The sequence below is a fragment of the Agrobacterium sp. V1 genome (assembly GCF_030518355.1).
GTDB lineage: Bacteria > Pseudomonadota > Alphaproteobacteria > Rhizobiales > Rhizobiaceae > Agrobacterium > Agrobacterium cucumeris.
The window spans coordinates 1018264-1044605 of the sequence record NZ_JAULSF010000001.1 but is presented as its reverse complement, the minus strand read 5'-3'; the positions used below and the strand labels follow the sequence as shown (position 1 = coordinate 1044605).

The 26342-nt window shown below is 58.9% G+C and carries 25 protein-coding genes; 5 read left to right on the top strand and 20 right to left on the bottom strand.

Translation table 11 applies throughout. The features are described from left to right. Window positions 1-2: 2 nt before the first annotated feature. The 13 genes from QSV77_RS05125 to QSV77_RS05065 form a co-directional block, all read right to left on the bottom strand. The gene (locus tag QSV77_RS05125; RefSeq protein ID WP_271361146.1) at window positions 3-875 is read right to left on the bottom strand and encodes an LpxI family protein; all 873 of its coding nucleotides are present in this window, start codon (window positions 873-875) and stop codon (window positions 3-5) included. 3 nt (window positions 876-878) lie between these two features. Next, a complete protein-coding gene (lpxA, locus tag QSV77_RS05120) occupies window positions 879-1694 on the bottom strand; it encodes an acyl-ACP--UDP-N-acetylglucosamine O-acyltransferase (RefSeq protein WP_271361145.1) in 816 nt (271 codons plus the stop codon). Beyond that, window positions 1691-2158: a 3-hydroxyacyl-ACP dehydratase FabZ gene (gene fabZ / locus QSV77_RS05115; protein ID WP_004441570.1), complete on the bottom strand. Its 468-nt coding sequence runs from the start codon at window positions 2156-2158 to the stop codon at window positions 1691-1693. The genes lpxA and fabZ overlap by 4 nt, the downstream gene beginning before the upstream one ends. After that, complete coding sequence (gene lpxD, locus QSV77_RS05110) at window positions 2151-3218, bottom strand: UDP-3-O-(3-hydroxymyristoyl)glucosamine N-acyltransferase (protein WP_302732721.1); 1068 nt, start codon at window positions 3216-3218, stop codon at window positions 2151-2153. Before lpxD ends, fabZ begins: the two co-directional genes overlap by 8 nt. Window positions 3219-3267: 49 nt before the next feature. After that, window positions 3268-5592, bottom strand: a complete 2325-nt coding sequence (bamA, locus tag QSV77_RS05105) for an outer membrane protein assembly factor BamA (protein WP_302732720.1) — start codon at window positions 5590-5592, stop codon at window positions 3268-3270. 199 nt (window positions 5593-5791) lie between these two features. Then, complete coding sequence (gene rseP, locus QSV77_RS05100) at window positions 5792-6913, bottom strand: RIP metalloprotease RseP (protein ID WP_161991216.1); 1122 nt, start codon at window positions 6911-6913, stop codon at window positions 5792-5794. Window positions 6914-6962: 49 nt separating this feature from the next. Next, window positions 6963-7796: a phosphatidate cytidylyltransferase gene (locus QSV77_RS05095; protein ID WP_302732718.1), complete on the bottom strand. Its 834-nt coding sequence runs from the start codon at window positions 7794-7796 to the stop codon at window positions 6963-6965. Continuing rightward, the gene (locus QSV77_RS05090; RefSeq protein WP_269697892.1) at window positions 7796-8539 is read right to left on the bottom strand and encodes an isoprenyl transferase; all 744 of its coding nucleotides are present in this window, start codon (window positions 8537-8539) and stop codon (window positions 7796-7798) included. The genes QSV77_RS05095 and QSV77_RS05090 overlap by 1 nt, the downstream gene beginning before the upstream one ends. Before the next feature lie 64 nt (window positions 8540-8603). Further along, a complete protein-coding gene (gene frr / locus QSV77_RS05085; protein ID WP_046800234.1) occupies window positions 8604-9161 on the bottom strand; it encodes a ribosome recycling factor in 558 nt (185 codons plus the stop codon). Between the two features lie 66 nt (window positions 9162-9227). After that, window positions 9228-9950, bottom strand: a complete 723-nt coding sequence (pyrH, locus tag QSV77_RS05080; RefSeq protein WP_003502561.1) for a UMP kinase — start codon at window positions 9948-9950, stop codon at window positions 9228-9230. A 97-nt stretch (window positions 9951-10047) separates the two neighbouring features. After that, window positions 10048-10974, bottom strand: coding sequence for a translation elongation factor Ts (tsf, locus tag QSV77_RS05075; RefSeq protein WP_142839686.1), 927 nt, complete (start codon window positions 10972-10974; stop codon window positions 10048-10050). Between the two features lie 362 nt (window positions 10975-11336). Continuing rightward, window positions 11337-12104 carry a 30S ribosomal protein S2 gene (gene rpsB, locus QSV77_RS05070; protein WP_046800236.1) on the bottom strand — a complete coding sequence of 256 codons (768 nt, stop codon included), beginning with the start codon at window positions 12102-12104 and terminating at the stop codon, window positions 11337-11339. Between the two features lie 192 nt (window positions 12105-12296). Further along, a complete protein-coding gene (locus tag QSV77_RS05065) occupies window positions 12297-13139 on the bottom strand; it encodes a cell envelope integrity EipB family protein (protein WP_142839685.1) in 843 nt (280 codons plus the stop codon). A 116-nt stretch (window positions 13140-13255) separates the two neighbouring features. Between QSV77_RS05065 and QSV77_RS05060 the strand changes: the two genes are divergently transcribed. From QSV77_RS05060 to QSV77_RS05045, 4 genes are read left to right on the top strand one after another with little or no spacing between them, the layout of a single operon-like run. Continuing rightward, window positions 13256-13726 (top strand): RidA family protein, encoded by a 471-nt coding sequence (locus tag QSV77_RS05060; protein ID WP_065115506.1) that lies wholly within the window; start codon window positions 13256-13258, stop codon window positions 13724-13726. After that, the gene (locus QSV77_RS05055; protein ID WP_302732714.1) at window positions 13723-14463 is read left to right on the top strand and encodes a glycerophosphodiester phosphodiesterase; all 741 of its coding nucleotides are present in this window, start codon (window positions 13723-13725) and stop codon (window positions 14461-14463) included. Before QSV77_RS05060 ends, QSV77_RS05055 begins: the two co-directional genes overlap by 4 nt. Further along, the gene (locus QSV77_RS05050) at window positions 14460-15653 is read left to right on the top strand and encodes a GNAT family N-acetyltransferase (RefSeq protein WP_302732713.1); all 1194 of its coding nucleotides are present in this window, start codon (window positions 14460-14462) and stop codon (window positions 15651-15653) included. Before QSV77_RS05055 ends, QSV77_RS05050 begins: the two co-directional genes overlap by 4 nt. A 22-nt stretch (window positions 15654-15675) precedes the next feature. Then, the gene (locus tag QSV77_RS05045) at window positions 15676-16107 is read left to right on the top strand and encodes an HIT family protein (protein WP_271361138.1); all 432 of its coding nucleotides are present in this window, start codon (window positions 15676-15678) and stop codon (window positions 16105-16107) included. A gap of 178 nt (window positions 16108-16285) precedes the next feature. Here the strand turns inward: QSV77_RS05045 and QSV77_RS05040 are convergent, their stop codons facing one another. Beyond that, window positions 16286-17137, bottom strand: a complete 852-nt coding sequence (locus QSV77_RS05040) for an urea carboxylase-associated family protein (protein ID WP_302732712.1) — start codon at window positions 17135-17137, stop codon at window positions 16286-16288. Window positions 17138-17246: 109 nt separating this feature from the next. On the opposite strand from QSV77_RS05040, the gene QSV77_RS05035 reads away from it, so the two are divergent. Continuing rightward, on the top strand, window positions 17247-18137 hold the full coding sequence (locus tag QSV77_RS05035) for a LysR family transcriptional regulator (protein ID WP_302732711.1): 891 nt from the start codon (window positions 17247-17249) through the stop codon (window positions 18135-18137). On the opposite strand, the gene QSV77_RS05030 is transcribed toward QSV77_RS05035, so the two are convergent. The 6 genes from QSV77_RS05030 to cckA form a co-directional block, all read right to left on the bottom strand. Beyond that, window positions 18116-19066, bottom strand: coding sequence for a phosphatase PAP2 family protein (locus tag QSV77_RS05030; RefSeq protein WP_302732709.1), 951 nt, complete (start codon window positions 19064-19066; stop codon window positions 18116-18118). The two genes, QSV77_RS05035 and QSV77_RS05030, sit on opposite strands and share 22 nt — an antisense overlap. A gap of 70 nt (window positions 19067-19136) precedes the next feature. Beyond that, on the bottom strand, window positions 19137-19481 hold the full coding sequence (locus QSV77_RS05025) for an AzlD domain-containing protein (protein WP_161991183.1): 345 nt from the start codon (window positions 19479-19481) through the stop codon (window positions 19137-19139). Continuing rightward, entirely contained in the window at window positions 19478-20236 is a 759-nt protein-coding gene (locus tag QSV77_RS05020) for an AzlC family ABC transporter permease (RefSeq protein WP_142839680.1), read from the bottom strand. Before QSV77_RS05020 ends, QSV77_RS05025 begins: the two co-directional genes overlap by 4 nt. 68 nt (window positions 20237-20304) lie before the next feature. Continuing rightward, a complete protein-coding gene (gene clpA, locus QSV77_RS05015; RefSeq protein WP_142839679.1) occupies window positions 20305-22821 on the bottom strand; it encodes an ATP-dependent Clp protease ATP-binding subunit ClpA in 2517 nt (838 codons plus the stop codon). Window positions 22822-22831: 10 nt separating this feature from the next. After that, entirely contained in the window at window positions 22832-23185 is a 354-nt protein-coding gene (gene clpS, locus QSV77_RS05010; RefSeq protein ID WP_142839678.1) for an ATP-dependent Clp protease adapter ClpS, read from the bottom strand. Window positions 23186-23491: 306 nt separating this feature from the next. Continuing rightward, a complete protein-coding gene (gene cckA, locus QSV77_RS05005; RefSeq protein ID WP_302732708.1) occupies window positions 23492-26077 on the bottom strand; it encodes a cell cycle histidine kinase CckA in 2586 nt (861 codons plus the stop codon). Between the last annotated feature and the right edge of the window lie 265 nt (window positions 26078-26342).

Genomic DNA, 26342 nt, shown 5'->3' with positions numbered 1-26342 from the left:
GATCATCTCTCCCCGATCATATCACCACCGAGTGACGTATCGATGCCGCAGACAAATATGCCCGCCTGATCGGCGGCTTTCAACATCTCGTCGCGATCCAGCACCAGCGCTCGTCCCGCTTCGACGGCGATGCCCGCCAGTCCGGCTTTCTGCGCATTTTCCACGGTTTCGATACCGATGGTCGGCAGGTCGGCGCGGATATCCTGCTGCGGCTTGCACAGCTTCACCAATACACCCCTGCGGCGGGGCGATATGCGGCCTTCGGCACGCAGTGCCGCAACACGTGCCAGCATGGCATCGGTGCCCTCAACACCTTCCAGCGCAACGATGCGGCCGCCGACCGAGACCGCCCCCTGCCCGACATCAAGCGTGCCGAGCGCAAGTGCCGCCTCGGCCGCCTTGCGAATATCGCGCAAATCTTCATCCGTAGGTTTCTGCGTGCCCAAAGTACCTGTCGTGGCAAGCAGGCCGGGCGCAATCTCGTGGGCGCCGATGACCTTTGCGCCGAGCGTGCCGATGACCTTGATCACCATCTGCAACACGGCGTCATCACCGCCCGACAAAAGCGTGCGGACGATGGAGGGCAGTTTCAGCACGATGCCGACCGTCGGGCGGATTTCCCGCCATTCCGGCCGTCGCGCCACGGCGCCGGAAAGCACGACGCGGTCCACCCGGTTTTCACGCAGCAAACGGCCGAGCCCTGCGACGTCGCCCACGCTGATGACAGCATTGTCGAAGCCGCTCCAGTCGAAGCTGGAATCATCGCGCAGGCGCACGATGAAAGGGTTTTCCCCCATCTCGCGGGCGGCGGCCGCCACATAAAGCGGCAGCTGGCCGCTGCCGGCCACGATGGCGAGACGCCCGCCGCCTGTCACGGCTCACTTGCCCCGATTGGGCGAAGAGATCGCGCGGTCGCTGCCCGCGCCGATGAAATCGATGACTTCGAGAGCCTGAGGGCAATCCAGATATTCATTGCGATCGATTGCCGCCGCGTTGCCACGGATCGTGCCTTCAGCCTCGAAAATCTGCTTGTAGACGCGCCGGACCTTGTGAATATCCGCCCGTTCAATACCGGCACGCGTCATGCCGACCACATTGAGGCCGCCAAGAATGCCGGGATTGCCGTTCAGCATGCCATAGGGAATGACATCGTAGTTAACCGCCGACAGCCCGCCGATAAAGGCTTGACGGCCAATGCGGGTGAACTGGTGCACGGCACAGCCGCCGCCCAGGATGGCGCGGTCTTCGATGGTCACATGGCCCGCCAGCATCACATTGTTCGACAGGATGATGTGATTGCCGAGGCGGCAATCATGCGCCACATGCGAATTGGCCAGGAACAGATTATCGTCACCGACAATGGTCTTGCCGCTGCCATCGGAACTGCCGGCGTTCATCGTCACGCCTTCGCGCATGATACAGCGTTCGCCGATCTCGAGCGTCGTTTCCGATCCATCATGGCGAACCGCCTGCGGGGTGCCGCCAATGACAGCCATGGGATGGATCACCGATCCACGGCCGATGACGGTTACGCCAGAAACGATGGCATGATTGTGCAATATGACATCATCATGCAGCGTGACCTTTGCGCCGACATAGCTGAGCGCGCCGATGACGACATTTTCACCGATAACCGCACCGTCTTCGACAATGGCGGTCGGGTGAATTTTGGCCGAGGCGGCGATCCTGCTCATTGCTGGTCCTCGGGGATCATCATCGCACCGACATCAGCCTCCGCAACCAGCGCTCCATCCACCTTCGCCTCGCAATGGAATTTGAACACGTTGCCGCGCTGACGCTGCTTGACGACGTGGATTTCCAGACGGTCGCCGGGGATAACTGGTTTGCGGAAACGCGCATTGTCGATTGTCATGAAGTAGACCAGGTGACCGCCCTCGCCCTGACTGCGAGCGCATATCGCACCTGCCGTCTGGGCCATGGCTTCGACGATCAGAACGCCTGGCATGATCGGCCGATCCGGAAAATGGCCGGTGAAATGCGGTTCGTTGACCGTGACGTTCTTAATGCCGGTCGCCGAGTTGTTACCATCGATATCGATGATCTTGTCGATCAGCAAGAACGGGTAACGATGCGGCAGAAGCTTCATGACTTCCAGAATGTCAGCCGCGCCGAGCGTCGTCTTCGTTTCTTCAGTCATTGTTTTTTTCTCCTGTTTTTTTATCACGCGCTTCAGCGCGTGCCAGAATTTCGGCCATGTCGCGCAGGAAATATTTCATCGGGCGTGCAGGCGTTCCGCCATAACGGGCGCCGGCCGGAACATCGGCGACCACACCACTCATGGCTGCGATCTGCACACCGTCACCAATGGTGATATGGCCATTAACGCCCGCCGCACCGCCGATCATCACGCCATCGCCAATGCGGGTGCTGCCCGCAATGCCGACCTTGCTGACGATGCCACAATGGCGGCCGATGCGCACGTTGTGACCAATCTGGACCTGATTGTCGATCTTTGTGCCTTCACCGATGACGGTGTCATCCATGGTGCCGCGATCGATCGTGGTATTGGCGCCGATCTCGACATTGTCCTGAATAATGACGCGGCCGATCTGCACGATTTTCAGCATGCCGCGGGGACCGGGAGCGTAACCGAACCCATCCTGACCGATGCGCGCGCCATTATGGATAATCACATTGTTGCCGATGAGGGCGACAAGAATGCTCGCACCGCCGGAAATGGTGCAATCACGCCCAACCTGCACATGCGGCCCGATGATGACACCCGGGCCAATCCTTGTGCCCGCACCAATATGAGCGCCGGCACCGATCACGGCGAGCGGCTCAACGATCACGCCCGCTTCCAGCTTCGCCGACGGATCGACATGGGCAGCCGGAGAAATCTCGGCTTCCATCGGCGCAATCGTCGCAGGACGCATGGCGGAGGGATGCAGCAAGGCACCCACCTGCGCAAAAAGCGTATGCGGATTTTTCGATATCAGTGCGGGAATGTGAGACGGCACCATATTTTCCAGCGCAGCGTCGCAGATGACGGCACCAGCCTCGCAGCTTACCAGCTCATCGCGGTTCTTGCGGGAGAGAATATAGCAGAGCTGATCGGGTTTTGCCCGGTAGACCGGCGCGACGGACCTGATAATCCGTTCACCCGCCGCCTCATCAGACAGTTCCGCCCCAAAACGGTCTGCGATATCTTTCAATCGCAATCCATCGTGGGGCGGAAAAAAGGCGTTGTATTCCATTAGCCGGAAACTCCAGAACGTTCAAAGTTGCAGTTCTGGACTGCCGATATCAGAAAGTGTTGGACATGCCAAACCGGAAACGCTGTTCCTCGTCGTAGTCTTCCTTGGCGATCGGTACAGCATAGTCAACACGGATCGGACCGAAGGGCGATGCCCACATCACGCCGATACCAGCGGATGCGCGGATGGAGTTGTCATCCTTTACACCTGCACTGTTGGCGACCTTGTTGCCGTAAAGCGTACCGGCATCGACGAAACCAGCCAGACGCAGGCCGAAATCTTCCGGAACACCAGGCATCGGGGCAGTGACTTCAGCAGAAGCTGCGAAGTAGGTCGTGCCGCCGATGGAGTCGTTACCGATGCGCGGGCCAATACCGTCGTTCTTGAAGCCGCGAACCTGACGGCCGCCGAACTTGAACTGATCGAATACCAGCAGATTGTCGCCGGTGGGCACCACATGACCCGCCTGACCGGTGATCGAGCCGATGACATCGTACTCGTCCGACAGCGTGTAATAGAAGCGCGCCTTGGCGTAGATCTTGTAATATTCGGAATCGCCGCCGAGGCCTGCAAATTCGTTCGTCAGGGCAGCCTGCCAGCCTTCGCGCGGCATGTTGCGGTCGTCGAGCGTATTGTAGTTAAGCGTGTTGGAGATGATGGACTGCGTCCAGTCACCGCCACGGATCAGAGCCTTATAGGGTTCGGCAAGGTTGCTGCCGGTTTCCCAATCGCCCTCGCCGTCATAGTTGAGCTGCTTGTAGGTATATTTGAACGTCGTCGAGAGATCTTCGGTGATCGGCGCGGTCACACGCAGCGCGAAGCCCTGTTCGTCGTAATCGTAATAGTCTTCGCTGCGGCTCTGGCTCTTGAACAGATCGAAACCTGCGGCCAGACGGTAGCCAAGGAAATACGGCTCGGTGAAGGACAGCGTGTAGCTGCGCGCATCGTCTTCGCCCGCACCGGCGGCAAGACGGATGTACTGGCCGCGGCCGAGGAAGTTCTTTTCTTCGATGGATGCTTCAAGCAGAACGCCGTCGTTCTGCGAATAACCAGCACCGATGCCGAACGAACCCGTCGACTGATCCTCAACGTCGACAACGATGACAACGCGGTCAGGCGCGCTGCCGCCGGCGGTCGAGATGTTGACCTTGGAGAAATAACCGAGCGCTTCAAGACGACGCTTTGCCGCCGTGATGACCGTCTGGTTGAATGCATCGCCTTCGGAAATATCGAATTCGCGGCGGATGACATAGTCACGCGTGCGGGTGTTGCCGCGGATTTCGATACGCTCGACATAGGCGCGTTCGCCCTGGTCGACGATATAGGTCACGCCAATGGTGTTGCCGGACATGTCGCGGTCACCGCGCGGCGTTACGCGGGCAAAGGGATAACCTTCGCCGGCAACGCGCTTGGAAATCGCTTCCATGCTTTGCTGAACTTCCTTGGCGCTGTAGCTGGCGCCCTGGCGGGTTTCAACGAGACCCTGCAGTTCAGAACCATCGACACCCGGAACGGTCGATTCGACAGCGACGTTGCCGAAGTCGTATTTCTTGCCTTCATCCACCGTGATGGAGATGGTGTATTCGTTCTTGGACTCGTCCAGTACAGCGTCGGACGACACGACCCGGAAGTCGGCATAACCGCGGTTGTAATAGAACTGGCGCAGCGCCTCTTCGTCGGCGCGCAGCTTGTCCTCGTTATAGACGTCCTTACGTGTCAGGAACGACAACATGTTGGACTTCTTGGTATTGATGACGGCGGCCAGACGACCGTCGCTATAGGAATTGTTGCCGACGAAATCGATGCGGCCGATCTTGGTGCGCTCACCTTCGTTGATGACGAAAGCGATGTTCACACGGCCCTGACCGACGGAAACGGTCTGCGTGGTGATTTCGACGTCGCTGCGGCCGATTGCGGCATATGCTTCCTTGATGCGGGCGATATCCGCAGTCACGATCGCCTGATTGAACGGGCCGAGCGACTGGGTCTGCACGATGCCAACGAGCTTGTCGTCCTTGATCTTGCGGTTACCGTTGAAGACAACCTGGTTGACCAGCTGGTTCTCGTTGACGGTCACGACCAGCGTGCTGCCGGAAACGCGCATGGAGACATTCGAGAAGTAACCGGTGGCGTAAAGACGCTTCACCGATTCATCGATATCCGAATTGGAAAAGTTTTTACCCGGCGCAATGGTGATGTTGGAACGCACGGAGTCCGCACCGGACCTCTCGGCCCCGCGAACATCGATCTTGCTGATAACGGCTGCATTTGCAGCACCAGCAGAGGCAAGCACGCCAAGGCCCGCAACCGAAGAAACACCAGCAGACAGCGCAACCGCCGACACAGCGTTCAAAAATCTTGAACCAGCCTTCATTTCAAATCTTACCTTTTTACGTTGTCCCTCAGCGGGCGGAACCCGACTCCGGCCATGTGCGTCGTTTTACCTGCTTTTCCCCTACAAGCAAGTCAGAACGTTAAATTCTGTTTACTTCGTGATCCAGAGTGGCTCATTCGCCACTTCGGCATAAAAACAAGGTAAACAAGCCCCTAACAAAACCGTTAAAACACAATCCTCAGCCGATCAAGCTGCTGATATCATTCCATGTTGCAAAAACCATAAGTCCCAGAATCATCGCCATGCCGATACGGAAGGCAACTTCCTGCGCTCCGGCGCCAAGCGGCCTGCCGCGAATGGCCTCGATGGCATAAAACACCAGGTGTCCACCGTCCAGAACCGGAACAGGCATCAGGTTGAGAAGTCCGATCGACACTGAAAGCACGGCGGCGAGCTGGATGACGGCGGCGATGCCGAGCGTTGCCATCTGGCCGGATGCCTGCGCAACGCGGACCGGACCACCCAGCTGATCGGCATTCATGCGGCCGGTCACGAGATTGCCGATATAGTTGAAGGTGCCGGTGATGACGTGGCCCGTCTCACGCACGCCCTCAAGCAGGGCCTCAGACGTCGAATATTCAATATGGCGGAAGTTGCCACTGGTCTGGTCGGTGACGATGCCGATGATGCCCATTTCCAGCTTGTTGCCAAACTGGTCCGTCGTCTCGGTGCGGGTCGGCACCATCGGCAGCTTCAGCTCCTCGCCTGCCCTTTCGACAGTCACGGTGATCGGCGTGCCCGGCCGGATGCCGACGTAACGACGGACATCCTCGAAAGTCATTACCTTTTCACCGTCGATCGCCACCAGACGGTCACCGGGGCGCACGCCTGCCGCTGCGGCAGCGCTGTTTTCACGCACCTCGGCCACGACAGGATCGGCAATCATCCGGCCATAAACACCGAACAGAACCGCAAAGATGAGAATCGCCAGGATGAAGTTCGCAATGGGCCCCGCCGCAACCGTCGCTGCCCGCTTCCACAATTTTGCGCCAGCAAGTGTCTGCGCCCTCTCCTCGAGCGACATATGCGACATGCCGGAACTGTCCGGCTTGCTCGCGGCATCTTCGTCGCCGAAGAACTTGACGTAGCCGCCGAGAGGGATCGCGGAAATCTTCCAGCGCGTGCCATGCCGGTCGGTAAAGCCGATCAGTTCCGGGCCGAAGCCGATGGAGAATGCGGTGGAGCGAATGCCGCTCCAGCGGCCGACGAGATAATGGCCCATTTCATGGACGAAAACGAGCAGGGAAAGCACCAGGATGAAGGGCACGATGTAGCCGGTCAAAAAACCGGTCGCCGCCATTACTGTGTTCATGACAATCTGCCCTTTATGTCGTGACCTTTCGTGCTGCTTAAAAGCCCGGCAGGAGACCGCCGCCCGATCCGGGCACGTCGCCGGTTGCCGCCGCATGCACGAAAGCAATGAGGAATACCGTAAAGCAGGCGAAAACAAGACCGTCAACACGGTCCATGAAGCCACCATGGCCCGGGATGAGATGGCTGGAATCCTTGACCTGGAAACGCCGTTTCACGAAGGATTCGAAAAGATCGCCAATCTGGCTGAAGACGGAGAGGATAAGCGCGAGCCCAAGCACCAGCAGACTGATCCTGCCGTGATAGGCGAGCGATACCACGCCGCCGCCGATCAGCGCGGCCACGGCGCCACCAATCGCTCCGGACCAGGTCTTGCCGGGAGAAATCGCCGGCGCGAGCTTTGGCCCGCCAATGGCGCGTCCGACGAAATAAGCAAGAATATCCGTCGACCAGACAACGGCGAAAATGAACAGGATGGAGACGAAGCCGGTCAATTCGTCGCCACGAATGGCAGCCAGCGAAATGCCGCTGAGACCGGCATAGATGATGCCGCCCACCAGCCACCAGTTCCTGCCGCGCAGAACGGGGAAAAGTGCTGCCGTCAGCGTAAAGCCCGACAGCAGCGGCAGATCAAGCGAAGGTTCGCCAAAAATCGTGTTGCCGGCGATGACGGCAACCGCAAACCAGCCCCAGGCATTGCCGGTGGAATTGGTTTCGGACAGCCGGGTAATCGTCGACCACTCATAATAGATGAGGATCGCCAGAAGACCGGCCACGATGCGAAACAGAATGCCGCCATACCAGGTGGCGGCCAATATGACCGCCGCCATGACGATTGCGGACACGATCCGCAGTCTGAGTTCACGGCTCATCAGGCGCCTGCCACGGCAACCGGCTCGGCGATGGCGCCGAAACGGCGATTACGCGTTGCATATTGCTCGATTGCAGAAAAGAACAGCTGCCGGTCGAAGTCGGGCCAATATTCCGGAACGAACAGGAACTCGGAATAGGCCGCCTGCCAGAGCAGGAAATTCGACAGGCGTTCTTCGCCGCTGGTGCGGATGATGAGATCGGGATCCGGCATTCCGCACGTATCAAGTCTCGCCGAGATCATCTCCGGTGTGATCGATGCCGCATCCAGCCGGCCTTCGGCGACATCGCGGGCAATCGCCATGGTGGCGCGGGTAATCTCGTCACGGCTGCCGTAATTGAAGGCGATCACCAGCGTCAGCTTGGTGTTGTCAGCCGTCATCTGTTCGGCCTCTTCGAGAAGGCAGCGGATGTCGTTTTTCAGGCCCTGCCGGTCGCCGATGATGCGCACACGGACGTTTTCACGATGCAGTTCCGCAAGGTCGCGCCGGATGAAGGCCTTCAGAAGCCCCATAAGATCGCTCACCTCGGATTCCGGCCTGCGCCAGTTTTCCGAGGAGAAAGCAAACAGCGTGAGATAACGGATGCCGCAGTCGCCGGCCGCACGCACGGTTTCGCGCACGGCCTCAACCCCGCGGCGATGCCCCATTACGCGCGGAAGACCGCGCTGTTTTGCCCAACGCCCATTTCCATCCATGATGATGGCGACGTGCTCGGGTATTGAGGAACGTGTCGTCGTCGGCATATCGATCCAGTAACAGGCAGTGCGAAATTAAAACGAATAAAATACAGGTCTATCACAAGGGATATTAGACCTGCATGATTTCCCTTTCCTTCTCGCCAAGCAAGCGTTCAATCTCGGAAATCGTGTCGTCGGTCATTTTCTGGACCTTTTCGGACTGTCCGCGGCTTTCGTCCTGACCGATGTCACCGTCCTTTTCGGCTTTTTTCAGGCCATCCATGCCGTCGCGGCGCACATGGCGAATCGCCACCTTGGCTTTTTCGGCGTAGTCGTGGGCCACCTTGACGAGCGATTTGCGGCGCTCTTCGTTGAGTTCAGGCAGCGGAATTCGCAGGTTCTGGCCGTCGACGATCGGGTTCAGGCCGAGATTGGATTCGCGAATGGCGCGGTCAACGGCATTGACCATCGACTTGTCCCAGATGTTGACGCCAAGCATGCGCGGCTCGGGAACGGTGATGTTTGCCACCTGGTTGAGAGGCACACGCGAGCCATAGGCCTCGATGGTCACCGGGTCGAGAATGTTGGCCGAAGCACGACCGGTGCGCAGCGATGCTATATCGCTCTTGAACGCATTGATGGCGCCATCCATGCGGCGCTTGATATCGTTGAGGTCAATACCACTCATCTAGATACTCCATCTCTGTCGGCCATAATGGCCGGAATTCGCCCCGGGGGCGGCATGTTTTTTTGATTACTTGTCGTGCACGATGGTCTTGCGGCCGCCGCCGGTCAATATCTGTGCGAAACCGCCCTTCTCGTGGATCGAGAAGACAATGATCGGGATATGGTTTTCGCGGGCAAGTGCCACAGCCGCGATATCCATCACCGCAAGGCCCTTGCCGAGCACTTCGCTATGGGTCAGCTCGTCGAAACGGGTGGCCGTCGGGTCCTTCTTCGGGTCGGCGGAATAGATGCCGTCCACCTGCGTGCCCTTGAAGATCGCCTCGGCGCCCATTTCGGCGGCGCGCAGCGCCGCGGCGGAATCGGTGGTGAAGAAGGGGTTGCCGGTGCCGCCGGCAAAAATCACCACGCGACCCTGCGCGAGATGGTGAAGAGCAGCACGCTGCGAGAAGCTCTCACAGATTTCAGGCATGGCGATTGCGGAGAGAACGACGGTGTCGATGCTGAGCTTGCGAAGCGAGGTTGCGAGCGCCAGTGCATTGATGACGGTCGCCAGCATGCCCATATGGTCGCCGGTGACACGATCGCCACCCTTGGAGGCCACGGCGACGCCGCGGAAAATATTGCCGCCGCCGACGACGACGCCGACTTCAACGCCCATCGCCCTTGCCTCGGCAATATCGGAGGCGATCCGGTCGGCCACCGCCACATCGATACCGAAACCCTGATCACCCATGAGGGCTTCACCGGAAGCCTTGAGAAGAACACGTTTGTAGATCGGCTTGGAAGACATCATGACTCCTCGGAAATGTAACCGAAACGCGGATACACGAAGGGCACCGCGTTGTCACGCGATGCCCTCCCGTTTTCCCAAGATTGGGTAAATATAATCAGCCCTTGGCGACTGCGGCGACTTCTGCTGCGAAATCGCTTTCTTCCTTCTCGACACCTTCGCCGAGCAGCAGGCGAACCATGCCGGTCACTTCGATAGAAGCGCCAGCTTCCTTTTCGGCTTCCTTGACGGCAGCGCCGACAGTGATGTCGGGGTTGATGACGAAAGCCTGCGACAGAAGGGCGACTTCTTCGAAGAACTTGCGCATGCGGCCATCAACCATCTTTTCGATGATGGCTTCCGGCTTGCCGGATTCGCGGGCCTGTTCGATGAAGACGTTGCGTTCGCGTTCAGCAACAGCGGCGTCAACTTCTTCAGCGCGGATGGCGAGCGGGTTGGTTGCAGCGATGTGCATGGCAACCTGACGGCCGATCGAGTTCAGGACAGCCTTGTCACCTTCCGACTTCAGGGCAACGAGAACGCCGAGCTTGCCGATGCCGTCGCCGGCAGCGTTGTGGACGTAGGTCGCGACAACGCCGTGCGGAACTTCAAGCGCTGCGGAACGGCGCAGCGTCATGTTTTCACCGATGGTGGCGATGGCGTCCTTGATGCTGTCGGAAACGTTCTTGCCGGTCGCCGGGTAGTTGGCGGCGGAAACAGCCTCAACGGTGCCGTCGGTGGTCAGGGCAACCTGGGCGATACCGCGGATGAGATCCTGGAACGCGTCGTTACGGGCAACGAAGTCGGTCTCGGAGTTGAGTTCGACAACAACAGCCTTGTGACCCATGGTGGCGACGCCGATCAGACCTTCGGCAGCCGTGCGGCCGGACTTCTTGTCGGCCTTTGCGATGCCCTTGGCGCGCAGCCAGTCGATCGCCGCTTCCATGTCGCCATTGGTTTCAGCAAGAGCCTTCTTGCAGTCCATCATGCCTGCGCCGGATTTCTCGCGCAGTTCCTTCACCATTGCGGCTGTGATTTCGGTCATTGTTTGCCTCTTATCGGTTCGATCGGTCAGCCGGCTGAATTTGCCGTGCCGAATTTCTGGGTGATGAGTGTACCCGGCCGCACACCCTTTGAAACCGGAGAGGATTTCAGGAAAGGGGTATGCGCATTCCCAAGTGCTGCGGCGTCTCCATACATCGAAATGATGGGTGCCGCCGAAGTGTGACAGCGTTATGAAGACTGCTTTCCGTTTCAACCACATCAGACGCCGACAGCTTCGTAAAAACCGAGACGGAGCGGTATGAAACGAACAAGGCCGTCAACCCATTGAAGGTCTTTGACGGCCTTGTCATATCCTGGTCGAGGAGACGGCGATCAAGAAATCGCCGCCAGACAGGGCCTAAATCAGGCGCCAGCCTCGTCTTCGAGAGCGGGCTCGATCGGAGCTTCTTCAGCAGCGCCGATGTCGCGGCCGGAAGCGCCCTGCTGACGTGCGATACCGTCGATGGCAGCGCGGGCGATCAGGTCGCAATAAAGCGAGATGGCGCGCGATGCGTCGTCGTTACCGGGGATCGGGTAGTCGATGTGATCCGGGTCGCAGTTGCTGTCGATGATCGCAACGACCGGAATGCCAAGACGCTTGGCTTCTTCGATCGCGATCTTTTCCTTGTTGGTGTCGATGATGAACATCAGGTCCGGAACGCCGCCCATATCGCGGATACCGCCGAGAGCCTTTTCAAGCTTTTCGCGCTCGCGCTCAAGGTTCAGGCGTTCCTTCTTGGAATAACCGGAGCCTTCCGAGTTGAGGATTTCGTCAACCTTGCGCAGACGCTGGATCGAGTTCGAAATGGTCTTCCAGTTGGTCATCATGCCGCCGAGCCAGCGGGAGTTGACGTAATACTGGGCCGAACGCTTTGCGCTGTCGGCGATGATTTCCGACGCCTGGCGCTTGGTGCCAACGAACAGAACGCGGCCGCCACGGGCAACGGTGTCGGACACGACCTGAAGGGCGCGCGACAGCATCGGAACGGTCTGAGCCAGATCGATGATGTGGATGTTGTTACGGTCGCCGAAGATGTACGGCTTCATCTTCGGGTTCCAGCGGTGCGTCTGGTGGCCGAAGTGAACACCAGCTTCCAGAAGCTGGCGCATAGAAAAATCGGGCAATGCCATGCCTTGTTACTCCTTTTCCGGTTTAACCCCCGCGAAGCGAACAGCACCGATTTTCATCGATACCACCGGGCGGAACGGACCGGATTTCTCCCGGAACATCCCAAGCTTCGCGTGTGGAATGGTGAGCCGCATACAGTCGCCTGCATGAAAATGCAAGCATTTATGCGAAAAAATCGCTCAAATAGCCGCGTTTCAGCGGACTGGCTTGCTTTCGCAGGTTTCGGGCTTGAGAATATCAAGCTTCGCAAGCTTCCCCGTCAGAACGAAATCGCCGTAATCCATCGTCAGATCGCGGGTGATTCCGTTTTCGTAAAGCTTGAATGACATGCGGTAGATCGGCAGGGCGTCGGTGCCGGTCTTGTCGTTGTAATAGGCGATCGTTACCGGCCAGAATGCCGCCTTGGCGAAATCACCCGCCTTGCCGGCGTCCGCGTCGCCATCCTTCGGGGTCTGTGACTTGCCGACCAGCGTCGAGGTGATCAGGCTCTCATCGCCATCATCGGAACCGTCGAAAATCCGCGATTCGAAGATGCGCTTTCCCTGCCTGGCATGTTCGATGACCTGAAACATATGCTGCGTCGGGAACTCGCTGGCGACAAGACTGACCTGACGGGCATCAGGCCTCGTCAAATCGACCTTCACGCCGTCGGTGCCGTCGATTGCCGCCCCCTGCACTTCCTTGTCCAGCTTGTCGTCGGTGTAGGACTTGGTCTCGAAGGTGAATTTCTTTGCGGCCAGATCCTCGAAGGTGGTGGTCTGCTGGTCCGTCATGCGAACCGCATCGCCGGTGTTGATCTGCGTCACGAAGCGGAAATCCGTCTTGTAACCCTGACAGGCCGAGCCGGTGAATTCATAGACCATGCGGCCGGTCATGCCCTCGATGCCGGAGCGGTCGGACGCATCCTTGAGTTCGAGATCATAGACTGCGCGGTGCGCGACAAGGTCCGGAACCGCCACCGGCAAGGCATTGGCGGCGTTTGACAGGCCGGTCATAAGCCCTGTTGCGGCAACGAAACCAAGCGTCCTGACAAACATGCAATATCTCCTGTTGGAAGAGCCGCTCATATTGTACAAGCAACCGCCCGGCTTTTGGATCAACATCTTCTGAATGCCGGATTCTTGAAGGATTTACAACAAAACCGGAGACGAAAATGTCTGATGTCATCGAAGGCCGCCTCAAGGAACTTGGCTTTACGCTTCCCGTAGCCGCAGCACCAGCCGCAAACTACGTTCCCTTCACCATCAGCGGCAATCTGCTTTATGTATCGGGTCAACTGCCGATGGAATCTGGCAAGATTGCGGTGACCGGCCTGGTTGGCCGCGATGTAGACGTGCCAGGCGCCCAGCGCGCCGCCGAATTATGCGCCGTCAACATTCTCGCACAGGTCAAGGCCGCGTTGAATGGCGACCTCTCGAAAATCCGCCGTGTCATCAAACTGAATGGCTTTGTTGCCTCCGTTCCGGAATTCGTCGAACAGCACCTCGTCATCAACGGCGCCTCCAATCTTCTCGCCAATGTTCTCGGTGATGCCGGCAAGCATGCCCGCGCCGCCGTTGGCATGGCCTGCCTGCCCTTCAATGCCGCCGTCGAGATCGACGCCATCGTGGAAATCGACGCATGACACTGAAACTTTCCTGGCTGACGGCGCAGCCCGTCGCCCATCGCGGTTATCATGATCTCAACAAGGCGGTCTGGGAAAACACGCTATCGGCCTTTTCCCGCGCCATCGAGGCCGGGTTCGCCATCGAATGCGACGTGCAGCTGGCGGCCGACAGCGTGCCGGTGATCTTTCACGACGACGACATGGCGCGCCTGACCGGCATCAAGGGCGACGTGCGCGAACGCACCTCCGGCGAACTATCGATGCTTTCCATCGGCCAGACGAAGGATCGTGTTCCGACGCTGAAGCAGCTTCTGGCGCTCTGCGCCGGCAAGGTGCCGCTGGTGATCGAGCTGAAAGGCCGGGAAGGCGAAGGCGTAGATGACGGTTTTGCCGAGGCGGTTCTGGAGGACCTCGAGGGTTACAAGGGCCATGTGGCGCTGATGAGTTTCGACCATCATCTGCTGAAAGACCTGAAAGCTGCGGGTTCTCCCTGGCCGCTGGGTCTGACGGCCGAAGGCAACAAGCCGGAAGACTTCTTCAAACACGACGAAGCGATGCAGCTTGGGCTTGATTTCATCTCCTATCATTGGGGTCATCTGCCCAACAGCTTCATCGAGGCGCAAAGAAAACTCGGGCTTCCGGTAATTACCTGGACAGTCAGGGATGAAAATGCGCGCGAGACCACCTATAAATATGCGGACCAGATGACATTCGAAGGTTTCGACCCGAGAGAGAACCCCTCCGCCACGGCATGACAGAAGACTATTCCATTCGCGTTGCGCAATCCCTGGGGGATATCGATCCGGAAAGCTGGAAACGGCTTTCCGGAACTTCTCGCAACACGTCAGGAAAACCGTATAATCCTTTTATTTCCCACGCATTTCTATCATCGATGGAAGCGTCCGGATCGGCGACGGCCAAGACCGGCTGGCTTGGAAACCATCTGCTGCTCGAAAACGCGTCCGGTGATCTGGTCGGGGCAATACCGGCCTATCTGAAGAACCACAGCAAGGGCGAATATGTGTTCGACCATGGCTGGGCGGATGCTTTCGAGCGGGCCGGCGGGCACTATTATCCGAAACTGCAATGTTCGGTGCCCTTCACGCCCGCAACCGGGCCGAGGCTGCTCACTTCCGAAACAGTGGACGAAACGCGCTTCAAGCCGCTTCTGGCCTCCGGCCTTGCCCAGGTGACGGAAAAGATCGGCGTTTCGTCCGCACACGTGACGTTTCTGTCCGAAGACGACCTGTCAGCCCTTTTGCCCCGTGATTTCCTGCACAGGACAGACCAGCAATTCCATTTCATCAATAACGGCTATCGCGACCATGATGATTTTCTCGACGCCCTTTCCTCGCGCAAGCGCAAGGGGCTGAAAAAGGAACGTCGTGCAGCGCTGGAAAATGGCATCGAAATCGACTGGCTGACCGGAAGCGATCTGACCGAGGATATCTGGGACCAGTTCTTCGCCTTCTACCTCGATACCGGCGGCCGCAAATGGGGCCGGCCTTATCTGACGCGAGAGTTTTATTCGCTGATCGGCGAGCGTATGGCCGACGATGTGCTGCTGGTGATGGCGAAACGCGATGGGCGTTACATTGCGGGTGCGATCAACTTCATCGGCTCGGATGCGCTTTATGGCCGCCACTGGGGTTGCATCGAGGACCATCCCTTTCTGCATTTCGAGGTCTGTTATCATCAGGCAATCGATTTCGCGCTGGCGAAGGGATTGAAACGGGTGGAAGCCGGCGCCCAGGGAGAACACAAGCTGGCGCGCGGTTATGTGCCGGTCACCACCCATTCGGCACATTTCATCGTCCATCCGGGCTTGCGCCGCGCCATCGCCGACTATCTTCGGCGCGAGCGCGAAGAGGTAGAGCATATCGGCGACTATCTTGATGAACGCACGCCCTTCCGCAAGGGCGAGAGACAGGAACCGGACGTTTAGTCCGCCATGAGGAGAGATCACGATGACGGCCAGCACCTATGACGACAACAATATCTTCGCAAAAATCCTGCGTGGCGAAATTCCGAGCCACAAGCTTTACGAGGACGAGCATACGCTGGCCTTCATGGATGTGATGCCGCAGGCCCCAGGCCACCTGCTGGTCGTTCCGAAAACCGGTTCGCGCAACCTGCTCGATGCCGACCCGGAAGTGCTGGCGAAAACCATTCCCGTGGTGCAGAAACTCGCCGTGGCGGCCAAGGAAGCCTTCGATGCCGATGGCGTCTTCATCGCGCAGTTCAACGAGCCGGCGGCTGGCCAGACCGTTTTTCACCTGCATTTCCACGTCATTCCGCGCAAGGAAGGCGAGCCGCTGAAGCCGCATTCCGGCACCATGGCCGATGGCGAGGTGCTGAAGGCCCATGCAGAGAAGATTAGAGCGGCGCTCGCTTCGTGACGGGTGCTGAAATACCTACGCGTTTGGCGGAACAGAGGCATCCGCATACCGTCACCCCGGACTTGATCCGGGGTCCAGTGTGATCAAGTCCTTGATCGCGGAAGATTTCTTTCACGGCGCAGACGCGCCGTGGCTGGATGCCGAATCTGGTCCGGCATGACGACAGTGATGTTTACCATCACTCCACGGGGCGATAGGCATTCCTTTCCGGCCACGGCCAGCCATCAAGCACAGCCATATCCGGCCGGAATATCTCCACCTTCAGCGGGTAACACGCAGCCGCATCGCTGGAATGGGCGGAGCCACAATCGCCACCCGGGCAGGCGGAGAGCGCGCCGATGAGATCGATTTCCGCAAAGAGCTCCAGATAGTCACCCGGTCGCACGGGGCTCGCCTTCATGAAATATTGGTGTGTGTCGCGGGTAAAGCCCGTGCACATGAAGACGTTCAATACATCATGCACATGCGGCTCCGCCTCCCGAAATGACAGGCCGCTCGCCGAAGCAAGCGCGTTTGTCAGGTTCGAATGGCAACAATGGTGGTAATCGCCCCCGCTCAGCAGCTTGTGGGTATAGGGATCGCAGCGGGTGCCGATCACGTCATGCACACCGCCGCCATCCTCATCCCAGCCGTACCATGACAGCGTGTCGTGGGCGATGGTCGCCATGGGCCGAAGAGACGGCAGGTTGCTCCACAGCCGGTTGCCGACGGAAACATGGGTGGCATGCAGGGCACGGGTCTTGCCGCTGAAAAAACGCTCGTTCAGATCATGGGCGTTCCAGAGGTTCAAATCCCCGACCTGCGGACCTTCGATGCTGACGATGCGGAAAAAATGCCCCTTCGGCACATTGAAAGTACGACCGTCGCGCGGCGGCACGATCACTTCGTCGATCTTTTCCATGCCCTCTCTTGCCTTTTCCAGACGCGAAAGGTCCGGCGCCTCAAGCGTACCATTGGGATAAACGACGACGGGACGGATAGCGCGGCGCGCGGCGGCATCGACGGGTTCGGCGGCAGGCACAGGGGTCATGAAATCCTCGAAGCGATGAAATGTCGACGTGAAATTGCGGCATGAACGCCCGGCTGACAAGGCAGGTTTTTCTTGCGCTCAGCCCAAGCGTAACTTACCCTCATCAATTATGAAACTGCCGCCGCTTGCCACTCTCCGCGCTTTCGAATCCGCCGCCAGAAAACAGAGCTTTTCTCTGGCCGCACAGGAACTTGGCATGACGGCGACCGCGGTCAGTCAGCATGTGCGCAATCTGGAAGCCTGGCTTGGCGTGGCTCTGTTCGACCGGCATGCGAGAGGCGTGAGGCTTACCCCGGCGGGCCGGGAATTCGGCATCACGGTTTCAGGCGGTCTGCGGCAGATCGCCTCCGGTGCGGAACGTATCCGCCGGGGTCGCGATCGCATGACTGTGCACCTTGCCAGCCTGCCCTCGGTGGTGGCGCATTTTCTGACGCCCCGCCTGCCGCGCTTCCGGGCCTTGCATCCGGAGATACAGGTGTCGATCAGTTATGCTGGAGGGGATCACACCGTGGAGGCCGATCTCAGCATCATACATGGCGCGACCCCTGCGCAGAAAGCCGTGGCGCTCTTCAGCGCCGAGACGCGACCGACATGCGCGCCGGCTTACATTGCGAAATCCGGTCCCTTTGATGACGCATCGAGCCTATGTCAGGCGGAGTTACTCCATGACGACGGCGAGACGGCATGGCGGGACTGGCTGGCAACGGCTCATCTACCCCTGCCACACAGTGCCGGGCTGATCTTTGCGGATTTCAACCTGCTGGTGACCGCGCTGAAGGCTGGTCAGGGCATCGGTCTGTGCCCGACTGCGCTTCTGCGCGACGAGATCACCGAGGGGCAATTGACCGTGCTTTTTGACCGAGCGTCCGATACGGAAAAATACTATTGGCTGATAGAAGCCGAAGAGATGAGCGCATCGGCCCGGCTGCTATCCGACTGGCTTCTCAAGGAAGCCCGCGAGAGCGAAACCCGCGGCAATTATTCTGCCGCGGCAAGTTGAGCCGGAGCGGTTATCGTCTCACGGGTCTGCTCCCTTGCCGACATCCAGTTGAGCAGGCGGGCTGAGGCGGCGCAGACGATGACAAAAGCGATGAGACCGCCGAAAACATCGGCAAGATGGTGTCCGCCCTGAACGAGAACGGCCAGTAGCATCACGAAATTCAATGGCAGGATCACCGCCATCGCCAGCCAGTGACGCGGCACAAACCAGACGGACATAGCCGCCATGAAGATGTGGAATGACGGAAAGCCGATCAGCCCCAGCACATTTCTGGGTGTGAGGTAGCTTACGCCTTCCTGACCCAGTCGCATCAACTCACGCCCGTAGGCAGGGTCGACAGCCAATGGAATTGTCTGGGCAACCCACTGCGGCAACTCATGATAGGCTTTGGCACCATAGGTCGGGAAAAATATCCAGAAGGTGATGCTGGCCATCGCGCCAATCACGCCTGTGATGAGAAAATGGTGCAGCATCCTGTCCTTACCGGTGAAACCCAGCGTGATGATGATCAGCAGGAGTTGCGGTAAGGAGGTGGCGTAAACCATGAACAGCGTTTTGCCGATCCAGGGATATGTGGCTGCCCAAATAACGATATCCGGCCAGCTATAACCAAAAGCCGCATCCACGCGGAAAAGCGCCTGATCGATGACCGGAAAGGCGACCGGCAGAAACATGTAGTTGAAAACCGAGGCGACGAGCGAAAACAGGATGAATAACCCGCTCGAAATCAGGGCAGTGGCGATGCGAAGATCACGCCCGCTTTTGCGATAGAACTGACCAAGGACGAAAACGCCCGAGCCCGCCAGCGCACATAAAAAATATCCGGCATAGTCGACGCTGACGCCTTTGACGGCGATCAATGTCGCATCGATGACGAATAATATGGCTATAACGCCAAGTACAAAACGTTCTGCCGCAAATAGTCGCATGGAATTGCCGCCCCGGTTCCAGTCAGCGGCAAAGTAGGGCAGTGGGCTTAATATTCGGATAAGGCGTGTATTAAAAATCGAGTACAAAAAGCCCGCCGGCCAGAAGCACGATCGGGACAGCCACGCCGACGATGACACGCTGGCCGGCCAGCAGGAATGCGATGAAACCGAGGGCCGCCGCACCGATGCGCAGCCACATGGGTGTGGCTTCCAGCGTTCCGGTTGGAAAGACGATCAGCTTGGCGGTAACGGCCATGACCAGCGAGGTAGCGACCGCCCTCACCCAATAAAGCGCCTCGGAATCTTCCTTCAGGCGGTTGCCGGCGAGAACGCCGAGCCAGCGCCACAGATCGGTCGCCAGCCAGCCGGCGATTGCAATGAACAGATAGGGCGCCCACCAGTTTTCGGTCATCATGGCTCACTCTCCGGCGACACGGGTTTGATCTTTCGGCGGAAGACGAAGCGGTCGATCATATAGGCAAGCGTGCCTCCGCCGATGCCGGCATAGAGAATATCGAATTCGGGAGCGATAACCGCAAAGGCTGGCCCGGCGATCACGCCGATGACAAAAGCCACCTTGACGACGGAATGGCGGGCTGACGCCCAGATCGATGCCACAAAATAGACCGGTGTCAGGAAAAACAGCACACCGGCAACCAGCGGCGGAAAGGCGGCGACGACGCCATAACACAGGCCGACAATGATGGCGTTGATGACGGTAAGCGTGATGCCGAAACCGGCAAACCAGGCGGCGCGTGCCTCACGCGGCACTTTCGAGAGGTTTTGCGTGGCGAAAACCCAGGCCGTGATCGCGACGAAATGCGAGAGAAACAGCAATATCCATGTCGGCGTCTTCGCACCGCGCATCTCCGGCACAATGGAGGCGACCATCGGCATCATTCGGACCGACGATAACGTGACCGCCAGAAAACAGGCGGCGAGATTGGCGCCGCCAACCATGGAGCCGATAAGGATCATCTTGGCCGGCAGAGCCCAGATCACCAGCGTCATGAACACCGCCTCGCCGCGTGGCACGCCGGATTCCAGCGCGAAGGCGCTGAAACCGACAAAGGATGTCATGAGAATGAGCGAGGGCAGCGAGAATATGCCCCGCATTCCCCTGAAGAACCAGCCACGCAGGGGGATGGTATTGCTATCGGCCGTTTGCATTCACGATCCACTACACATGAAAATGCCGGGCTTTCGCCCGGCATCGGTTTATCGGTCGTGTCACCGCATCATTTCTTCTTCGGCACCTTTGGCACCGTATTGGCCTTGCGGCGCGGTTTGTTCTCTTCGCCGGGCTTGTCCGCCTCAGCGACCAGAACATCCGCCTCCTCATTGACTGTCGCCGCCTTCGAGGCGGGTTTCGCCTTGGCCTTCGACGCCTTGCCTGGCGACTTTGCAGCCTTCAGTTCCGCTTCCGGCTTCGGCTTTACGGGCGCAGTTTCCGGCAGAACCTCGAGCATGAGGCCATCGGAACCGTCGTCCTTCTTTCCAACGGTGACGCTGACGACGCCACCCTTCTTGAGCTTGCCGAAGAGGATTTCATTGGCGAGCGGCTTCTTGATGTGTTCCTGGATGACGCGCGACAGCGGGCGAGCACCCATCTTTTCGTCGTAACCCTTGTCCGCCAGCCAGGAGATCGCATCCTCATGCAGATCGAAGGTGACATTGCGTTCGGACAGCTGGGTTTCCAGCTGCATGACGAACTTCTGCACGACCTTGTGGATGACGGCAGTCGGCAGCGGCGAGAACGGAATGATCGCATCCAGACGGTTGCGGAATTCCGGCGTGAACAGGCGGTTGATCGCCTCTTCATCCTCACCGGTGCGGCGTGAAGAACCGAAACCGATGGCCGACTTGGCCATTTCGGACGCACCCGCATTGGTCGTCATGATGAGGATGACGTTGCGGAAGTCGATCTTCTTGCCGTTATGGTCGGTCAGCGAGCCATGGTCCATCACCTGCAACAGAATGTTGTAGATGTCGGGATGCGCCTTTTCGATTTCGTCCAGCAGCACCACGGAATGCGGATGCTGATCGACGCCATCGGTCAAGAGACCGCCCTGATCGAAGCCGACATAACCGGGAGGTGCGCCGAGCAGGCGCGACACGGTATGGCGCTCCATATACTCCGACATGTCGAAACGCAGCATCTCGACACCGAGCGAGGCGGCAAGCTGCTTGGCCACTTCCGTCTTGCCCACGCCCGTCGGGCCGGAGAAGACATAGGAGCCAATCGGTTTGTTCGGTTCACGCAGGCCTGCACGGGCGAGCTTGATGGCCGTTGCCAGCGCCTCGATGGCGATGTCCTGACCATAAACGACCGAGCGAAGTTCCTTTTCGAGATTGGCGAGAACCATCTCGTCGTCCTTGGACACCGTCTTCGGAGGAATGCGGGCCATCGTTGCGATGGTGGCCTCGATCTCTTTTTCGGTGATCAGCTTGCGGCGCTTGGAAGCGGGCAGCAGCATCTGCGCGGCACCGGTTTCGTCGATCACGTCGATCGCCTTGTCCGGCAGCTTGCGGTCGGAGATGTAGCGGGCCGACAGTTCAACGGCAGCCTTGATCGCCTCATTGGAATATCTGAGGTGATGATAATCCTCGAAATAGGGCTTCAGACCCTTCATGATCGCGATGGTGTCGTCAATCGACGGCTCGTTGACGTCGATCTTCTGGAAACGACGCACCAGTGCGCGGTCCTTTTCGAAGAACTGCCGATATTCCTTGTAGGTCGTCGAACCGATGCAGCGGATCGCACCCGAAGACAGCGCCGGCTTCAACAGGTTCGATGCATCCATCGCGCCGCCTGAAGTGGCGCCAGCGCCGATGACGGTGTGGATTTCGTCGATGAACAGCACCGCGCCCGGAAACTCTTCGAGTTCCTTGACGACCTGCTTCAGACGCTCCTCGAAATCACCGCGATAACGGGTGCCAGCAAGCAGCGTACCCATGTCGAGCGAGAAGATCGTGTCGTTGGCGAGCGCTTCCGGCACCTTGCCTTCAACGATGCGCTTGGCCAAGCCTTCGGCGATCGCCGTCTTGCCCACGCCGGGATCCCCCACATAAAGCGGGTTGTTCTTGGAACGGCGGCAGAGGATCTGGATGGTGCGGTTGACCTCTTCATGGCGGCCGATCAGCGGGTCGATCTTGCCGTTGCGCGCCTTGTCATTGAGGTTGACGCAATAGGCCTTTAGCGCGTCCTGCTGCTTTTTGGCGGACGGACCCTCTTCCTCGGGATTGCTGCGGCTTGCCTTGTTGTCGCTTTCCGGCTCATCGGCACCACGCGGCGCACGTGTCTGCGACGTGCCCGGACGCTTGCCAATACCGTGGGAGATGTAATTGACCGCGTCGTAACGGGTCATTTCCTGCTCCTGCAGGAAATAGGCGGCATGGCTTTCGCGCTCGGCGAAAATCGCCACAAGCACGTTGGCGCCGGTCACTTCCTCGCGGCCGGACGATTGTACATGAATAACGGCCCGCTGGATTACCCGTTGGAAGCCGGATGTGGGTTTGGAATCCTCGTCGTAACCGGTCACGAGGTTGGTCAGTTCATTGTCTACATAATCGCTGACGGTCTTGCGCAGCGCATCGAGATCGACGTTGCAGGCGCCCATCACGGCGGCGGCATCCGCGTCGTCGATCAGCGCCAGAAGGAGATGTTCAAGCGTCGCATATTCGTGGTGACGCTCATTTGCAAAGGTCAGTGCCTGGTGCAGCGCCTTCTCGAGACTCGGGGAAAAAGTTGGCACGTTGCGATCCTCATTTCTTTTCCATGACGCACTGCAGCGGATGCTGGTGCTGTCGGGCGAAATCCATGACCTGGCTTACTTTCGTCTCTGCGACCTCATATGTAAACACCCCGCATTCTCCCACGCCGTGCTGGTGCACGTGCAGCATGATACGGGTTGCCGCTTCGCGATCCTTCTGGAAAAAACGCTCCAGAATGTGGATGACGAACTCCATGGGAGTGTAGTCGTCATTCAGTAAAAGAACACGGTACAAATTCGGTCTTTTCGTCTTTGCCTTGACGCGGGTGATAACGGAGGTGCCGCGGTTGTTGCCGCCTTCTTCCCCGTCGCCCTCGCCCTGCATGTAGATCGGCCTAGCGATCATCTTTCATCATTCTCCACACTATTCTCGAACCGACAGCTCATCGCCAGCAGGGAGAACTTCGCCTCTTCATATCTAGGTCGTCGTGACGTGATTTTAAGCCCCTTGCGCAACGGCGCAATCACTATTGCGTTTGGGACGGGGCAAACCTCGGGAAAAGTAGGGATGTGACGGCTTCCTGAGGGTGGGCGCAGACAAACCGGCGATGGCGGCGAGTTTTCGGCCCATCGGAAAGGGCAACAGTGACCAACAGTGGAAGCGAATCTCTGTCGCACCCCCCCTGCCGTTACTCCCTCTTACCCGGCGTTGTCACCCGGCATTGTCATCCAGCATTTCGCGCACGGCGATCGCCAGCTGCTTCAGGGAGAACGGCTTCGGCAGGAATCCGAATTTGGCATCTGCCGGCAGGTTTTTCGCAAAGGCGTCCTCCGCATAACCGGACACGAAGATGAACTTCAGGTCGGGATAGGACTTGCGCAGTTCCCGCAGCAACGAAGGGCCGTCCATTTCAGGCATCACCACATCGGAAACGACGATATCGACCTTGCCCTCCAGCTCCTCCATCACCTCCAGCGCCTCGGTGCCGGAGCCTGCCTCATGCACGGTGTAGCCACGGGTTTCCAGCATGCGCTTGCCGCCGCGTCGCACCGCCTCCTCGTCCTCCACCAGAAGCACGACAGCGGAGTTGCCGGTGAGGTCTAGCGGTTCTTCCTTTACCGGTTCAGGTGTCGCGACCGGGGCGAGCGCTGCTTCACCGGGCTGCTGGCCCGCAACGGCTTCCACCACATGGCGCGGCAGGTAGATGCGGAACGCAGTGCCCTTGCCCACTTCCGATTCGGGATAGATGTAACCGCCGGACTGCTTGACGATGCCATAGACCATCGACAGGCCGAGACCTGTGCCCTTGCCGACTTCCTTGGTCGTGAAGAAGGGTTCGAAAATCTTGTCCATGATTTCAGGCGGAATGCCGGTGCCGTTATCGCCGACCTCGACCATGACCATGTCTTCCGCCGGAACTTCCGGACGGCCAAGCGCAGCCGCCTCCTTCGCATCCACATTGCGGGTGCGGATGGTGATCTTGCCACCATCAGGCATGGCATCACGCGCATTGACGCAGAGATTGATCAGCACCTGCTCGAATTGCGACAGGTCGGTCTTTACCGGCCAGAGATCGCGGCCATAATCCACCTCGAGCTTGACATTGGTGCCGGAAATCAAACGGTCGACCAGCATGCGCAGATCGCCGATCACGTCGGTCAGGTTCAGCACCGCCGGGCGCATGGTCTGCTTGCGCGAGAAGGCCAGCAGCTGGCGCACCAGAACCGCCGCGCGGTTGGCGTTGCGCTTGATCTCCATGAGGTCGGCAAAGCTCGGATCGGCGGGCCGCGCCTGCAGCAGCAGATGGTCGGACGACAGCAGGATGGCAGTCAGCACATTGTTGAAATCATGGGCGATGCCACCCGCCAGCGTGCCGACGGCGTTCATCTTCTGCGTCTGCGCCATCTGGGTTTCGAGCGCCTTCTGCTCCGTCACCTCGATGGCATAAACGATCGCCACTTCTTCCGGCGCCTCGTCGTCCTGATCGATGACGGCGTTGACGTAGAAACGGAAATGCCTGGTCTCGTCGCTCGGGTGGCGCGAATCGAACGGCGCGATATCGCCCTGACGATCCTTCGCCTCGGCGAGAGCCTGTTCCAGCCGCGGCTTCTCATTGTCGTGAAGGACGGTTTCGAGCGCCACACCGCGGTCGATATCGTCACGTCCGACAACGCCGGAAAACAGCTTGAGGAAGGGTGCGTTGATGCGCAGAATGCGGCCTTCGCCATCCAGCGAAGCGATCGCCATCGGCGTATTGTTGAAAAAGCGCGTGAAACGCATGGCGGAGGAGGATTCCGTATCCTCCTGTCCCTTGGGGCGCATCAGAACGATCGTCCGGCTCTCGCCCGGTGCACCGTCCTTGGAACTGACCTGATGCACAAGGCGGGCCGGCATGCTCTGGCCGTTCACCCGGCGCATGTCGAGATCAAGGATTTCGGTGCGCTTGGCGCTGCCCTGCGGATGGACGGATTCGATCAGCGCCATGCCTTCGCCAGCGACGATGTCGGACACAGTCATCGAACCGGGCGAAAACTGCGCCAGATCGATGCCCAGCCATTCCGACAGGGTGGCGTTCAGATAAACGATCTCACCCTTGCGTCCGGCGGAAAAGAAACCGGCCGGCGCGTGGTCGAGATAATCGATGGCATTCTGCAATTCGCGGAAGAACCGTTCCTGATCCTCACGCTCCGGCGTGATGTCGGCGATCTGGAAAACGTGCAGCCCCTCACCGCCCGCATCCTTCAGCACACGGCCTTTAAGCCTGTACCAGTGCGGCCCGGCGCTCGCTTCCTCGCCAAGCGGCTTCTGCAGCCGGAACTCCTCGTAACCGTCACGGCCTTCCCGCAGCACATTGATGAGCCGGTAAAGCGCCTCGGTCGATTCCCGGCTGCGCGACAAAAGCGTTTCAAGGCTCTGTATATCGCTCGCCCTGGTGGTGCCGCTCATGCGGCAATAGGTGGCGTTGGCATAAACCATATGCCCCTTGGCATCGGTGATCAGTGTGCCTTCGGGATGGGCCGACAGGAAACGGCGGGCAAGCCCGTCCGACTGCGACTGCGGCATGACCTCGATGAAACCGATGATCGACGAAACCAGAAAAAAGATGCCCATCATCGCCAGCACGCCAAGAATGCCGAGCACGATTTCGTTTTCCAAAGAGTTCTTGAAATACACGAAGGCGGCGGCAGCGGCGATCAGTACCAGCGCCAGAAGCAGGATGCGCAAAACCGTGCCGGAACGGGCACGCCTGTCCACCAGCGGAAGGTCGTTGTCGCTTGTCTCGCGCACCCGTGTCATCTTGGCCTCGCAGTCGTGCAGGTCGTCATTCGGTCAGCCACGGTCCTCGACGGAATCGGGCGTTAAAATTTCTTGTAGCAACTCGCTTGAGTATCAAAAAGCTCCGCCGGGCCACAAAGGCTTAAAAACGCACAGGGAAAACGGCCTGAGAGGCGCAATACACAGGCGTTTCAGTCGACGAGGGAACCGAAAGCCACACCAACCGGTTTTGTGTTCCAGGGGGACGGTGGCGGATAAACCTTGTATCGCGTCCAAAAAAATCGTC

Bases quoted from the DNA above. Each gene is read 5' to 3' on its own strand.
- rseP (WP_161991216.1), bottom strand. From the start codon at position 6,913: ATGGCGGCGACCGGTTTTTTGACCGGCTACATCGTGCCCTTCATCCTG.
- lpxA (WP_271361145.1), bottom strand. From the start codon at position 1,694: ATGAGCAGGATCGCCGCCTCGGCCAAAATTCACCCGACCGCCATTGTC.
- pyrH (WP_003502561.1), bottom strand. From the start codon at position 9,950: ATGTCTTCCAAGCCGATCTACAAACGTGTTCTTCTCAAGGCTTCCGGT.
- QSV77_RS05095 (WP_302732718.1), bottom strand. From the start codon at position 7,796: ATGAGCCGTGAACTCAGACTGCGGATCGTGTCCGCAATCGTCATGGCG.
- QSV77_RS05055 (WP_302732714.1), top strand. From the start codon at position 13,723: ATGACACTGAAACTTTCCTGGCTGACGGCGCAGCCCGTCGCCCATCGC.
- tsf (WP_142839686.1), bottom strand. From the start codon at position 10,974: ATGACCGAAATCACAGCCGCAATGGTGAAGGAACTGCGCGAGAAATCC.
- QSV77_RS05065 (WP_142839685.1), bottom strand. From the start codon at position 13,139: ATGTTTGTCAGGACGCTTGGTTTCGTTGCCGCAACAGGGCTTATGACC.
- QSV77_RS05040 (WP_302732712.1), bottom strand. From the start codon at position 17,137: ATGACCCCTGTGCCTGCCGCCGAACCCGTCGATGCCGCCGCGCGCCGC.
- QSV77_RS05060 (WP_065115506.1), top strand. From the start codon at position 13,256: ATGTCTGATGTCATCGAAGGCCGCCTCAAGGAACTTGGCTTTACGCTT.
- QSV77_RS05090 (WP_269697892.1), bottom strand. From the start codon at position 8,539: ATGCCGACGACGACACGTTCCTCAATACCCGAGCACGTCGCCATCATC.
- rpsB (WP_046800236.1), bottom strand. From the start codon at position 12,104: ATGGCATTGCCCGATTTTTCTATGCGCCAGCTTCTGGAAGCTGGTGTT.
- QSV77_RS05035 (WP_302732711.1), top strand. From the start codon at position 17,247: ATGAAACTGCCGCCGCTTGCCACTCTCCGCGCTTTCGAATCCGCCGCC.
- cckA (WP_302732708.1), bottom strand. From the start codon at position 26,077: ATGACACGGGTGCGCGAGACAAGCGACAACGACCTTCCGCTGGTGGAC.
- QSV77_RS05025 (WP_161991183.1), bottom strand. From the start codon at position 19,481: ATGATGACCGAAAACTGGTGGGCGCCCTATCTGTTCATTGCAATCGCC.
- frr (WP_046800234.1), bottom strand. From the start codon at position 9,161: ATGAGTGGTATTGACCTCAACGATATCAAGCGCCGCATGGATGGCGCC.
- QSV77_RS05050 (WP_302732713.1), top strand. From the start codon at position 14,460: ATGACAGAAGACTATTCCATTCGCGTTGCGCAATCCCTGGGGGATATC.
- clpS (WP_142839678.1), bottom strand. From the start codon at position 23,185: ATGATCGCTAGGCCGATCTACATGCAGGGCGAGGGCGACGGGGAAGAA.
- QSV77_RS05045 (WP_271361138.1), top strand. From the start codon at position 15,676: ATGACGGCCAGCACCTATGACGACAACAATATCTTCGCAAAAATCCTG.
- QSV77_RS05020 (WP_142839680.1), bottom strand. From the start codon at position 20,236: ATGCAAACGGCCGATAGCAATACCATCCCCCTGCGTGGCTGGTTCTTC.
- fabZ (WP_004441570.1), bottom strand. From the start codon at position 2,158: ATGACTGAAGAAACGAAGACGACGCTCGGCGCGGCTGACATTCTGGAA.
- QSV77_RS05030 (WP_302732709.1), bottom strand. From the start codon at position 19,066: ATGCGACTATTTGCGGCAGAACGTTTTGTACTTGGCGTTATAGCCATA.
- bamA (WP_302732720.1), bottom strand. From the start codon at position 5,592: ATGAAGGCTGGTTCAAGATTTTTGAACGCTGTGTCGGCGGTTGCGCTG.
- lpxD (WP_302732721.1), bottom strand. From the start codon at position 3,218: ATGGAATACAACGCCTTTTTTCCGCCCCACGATGGATTGCGATTGAAA.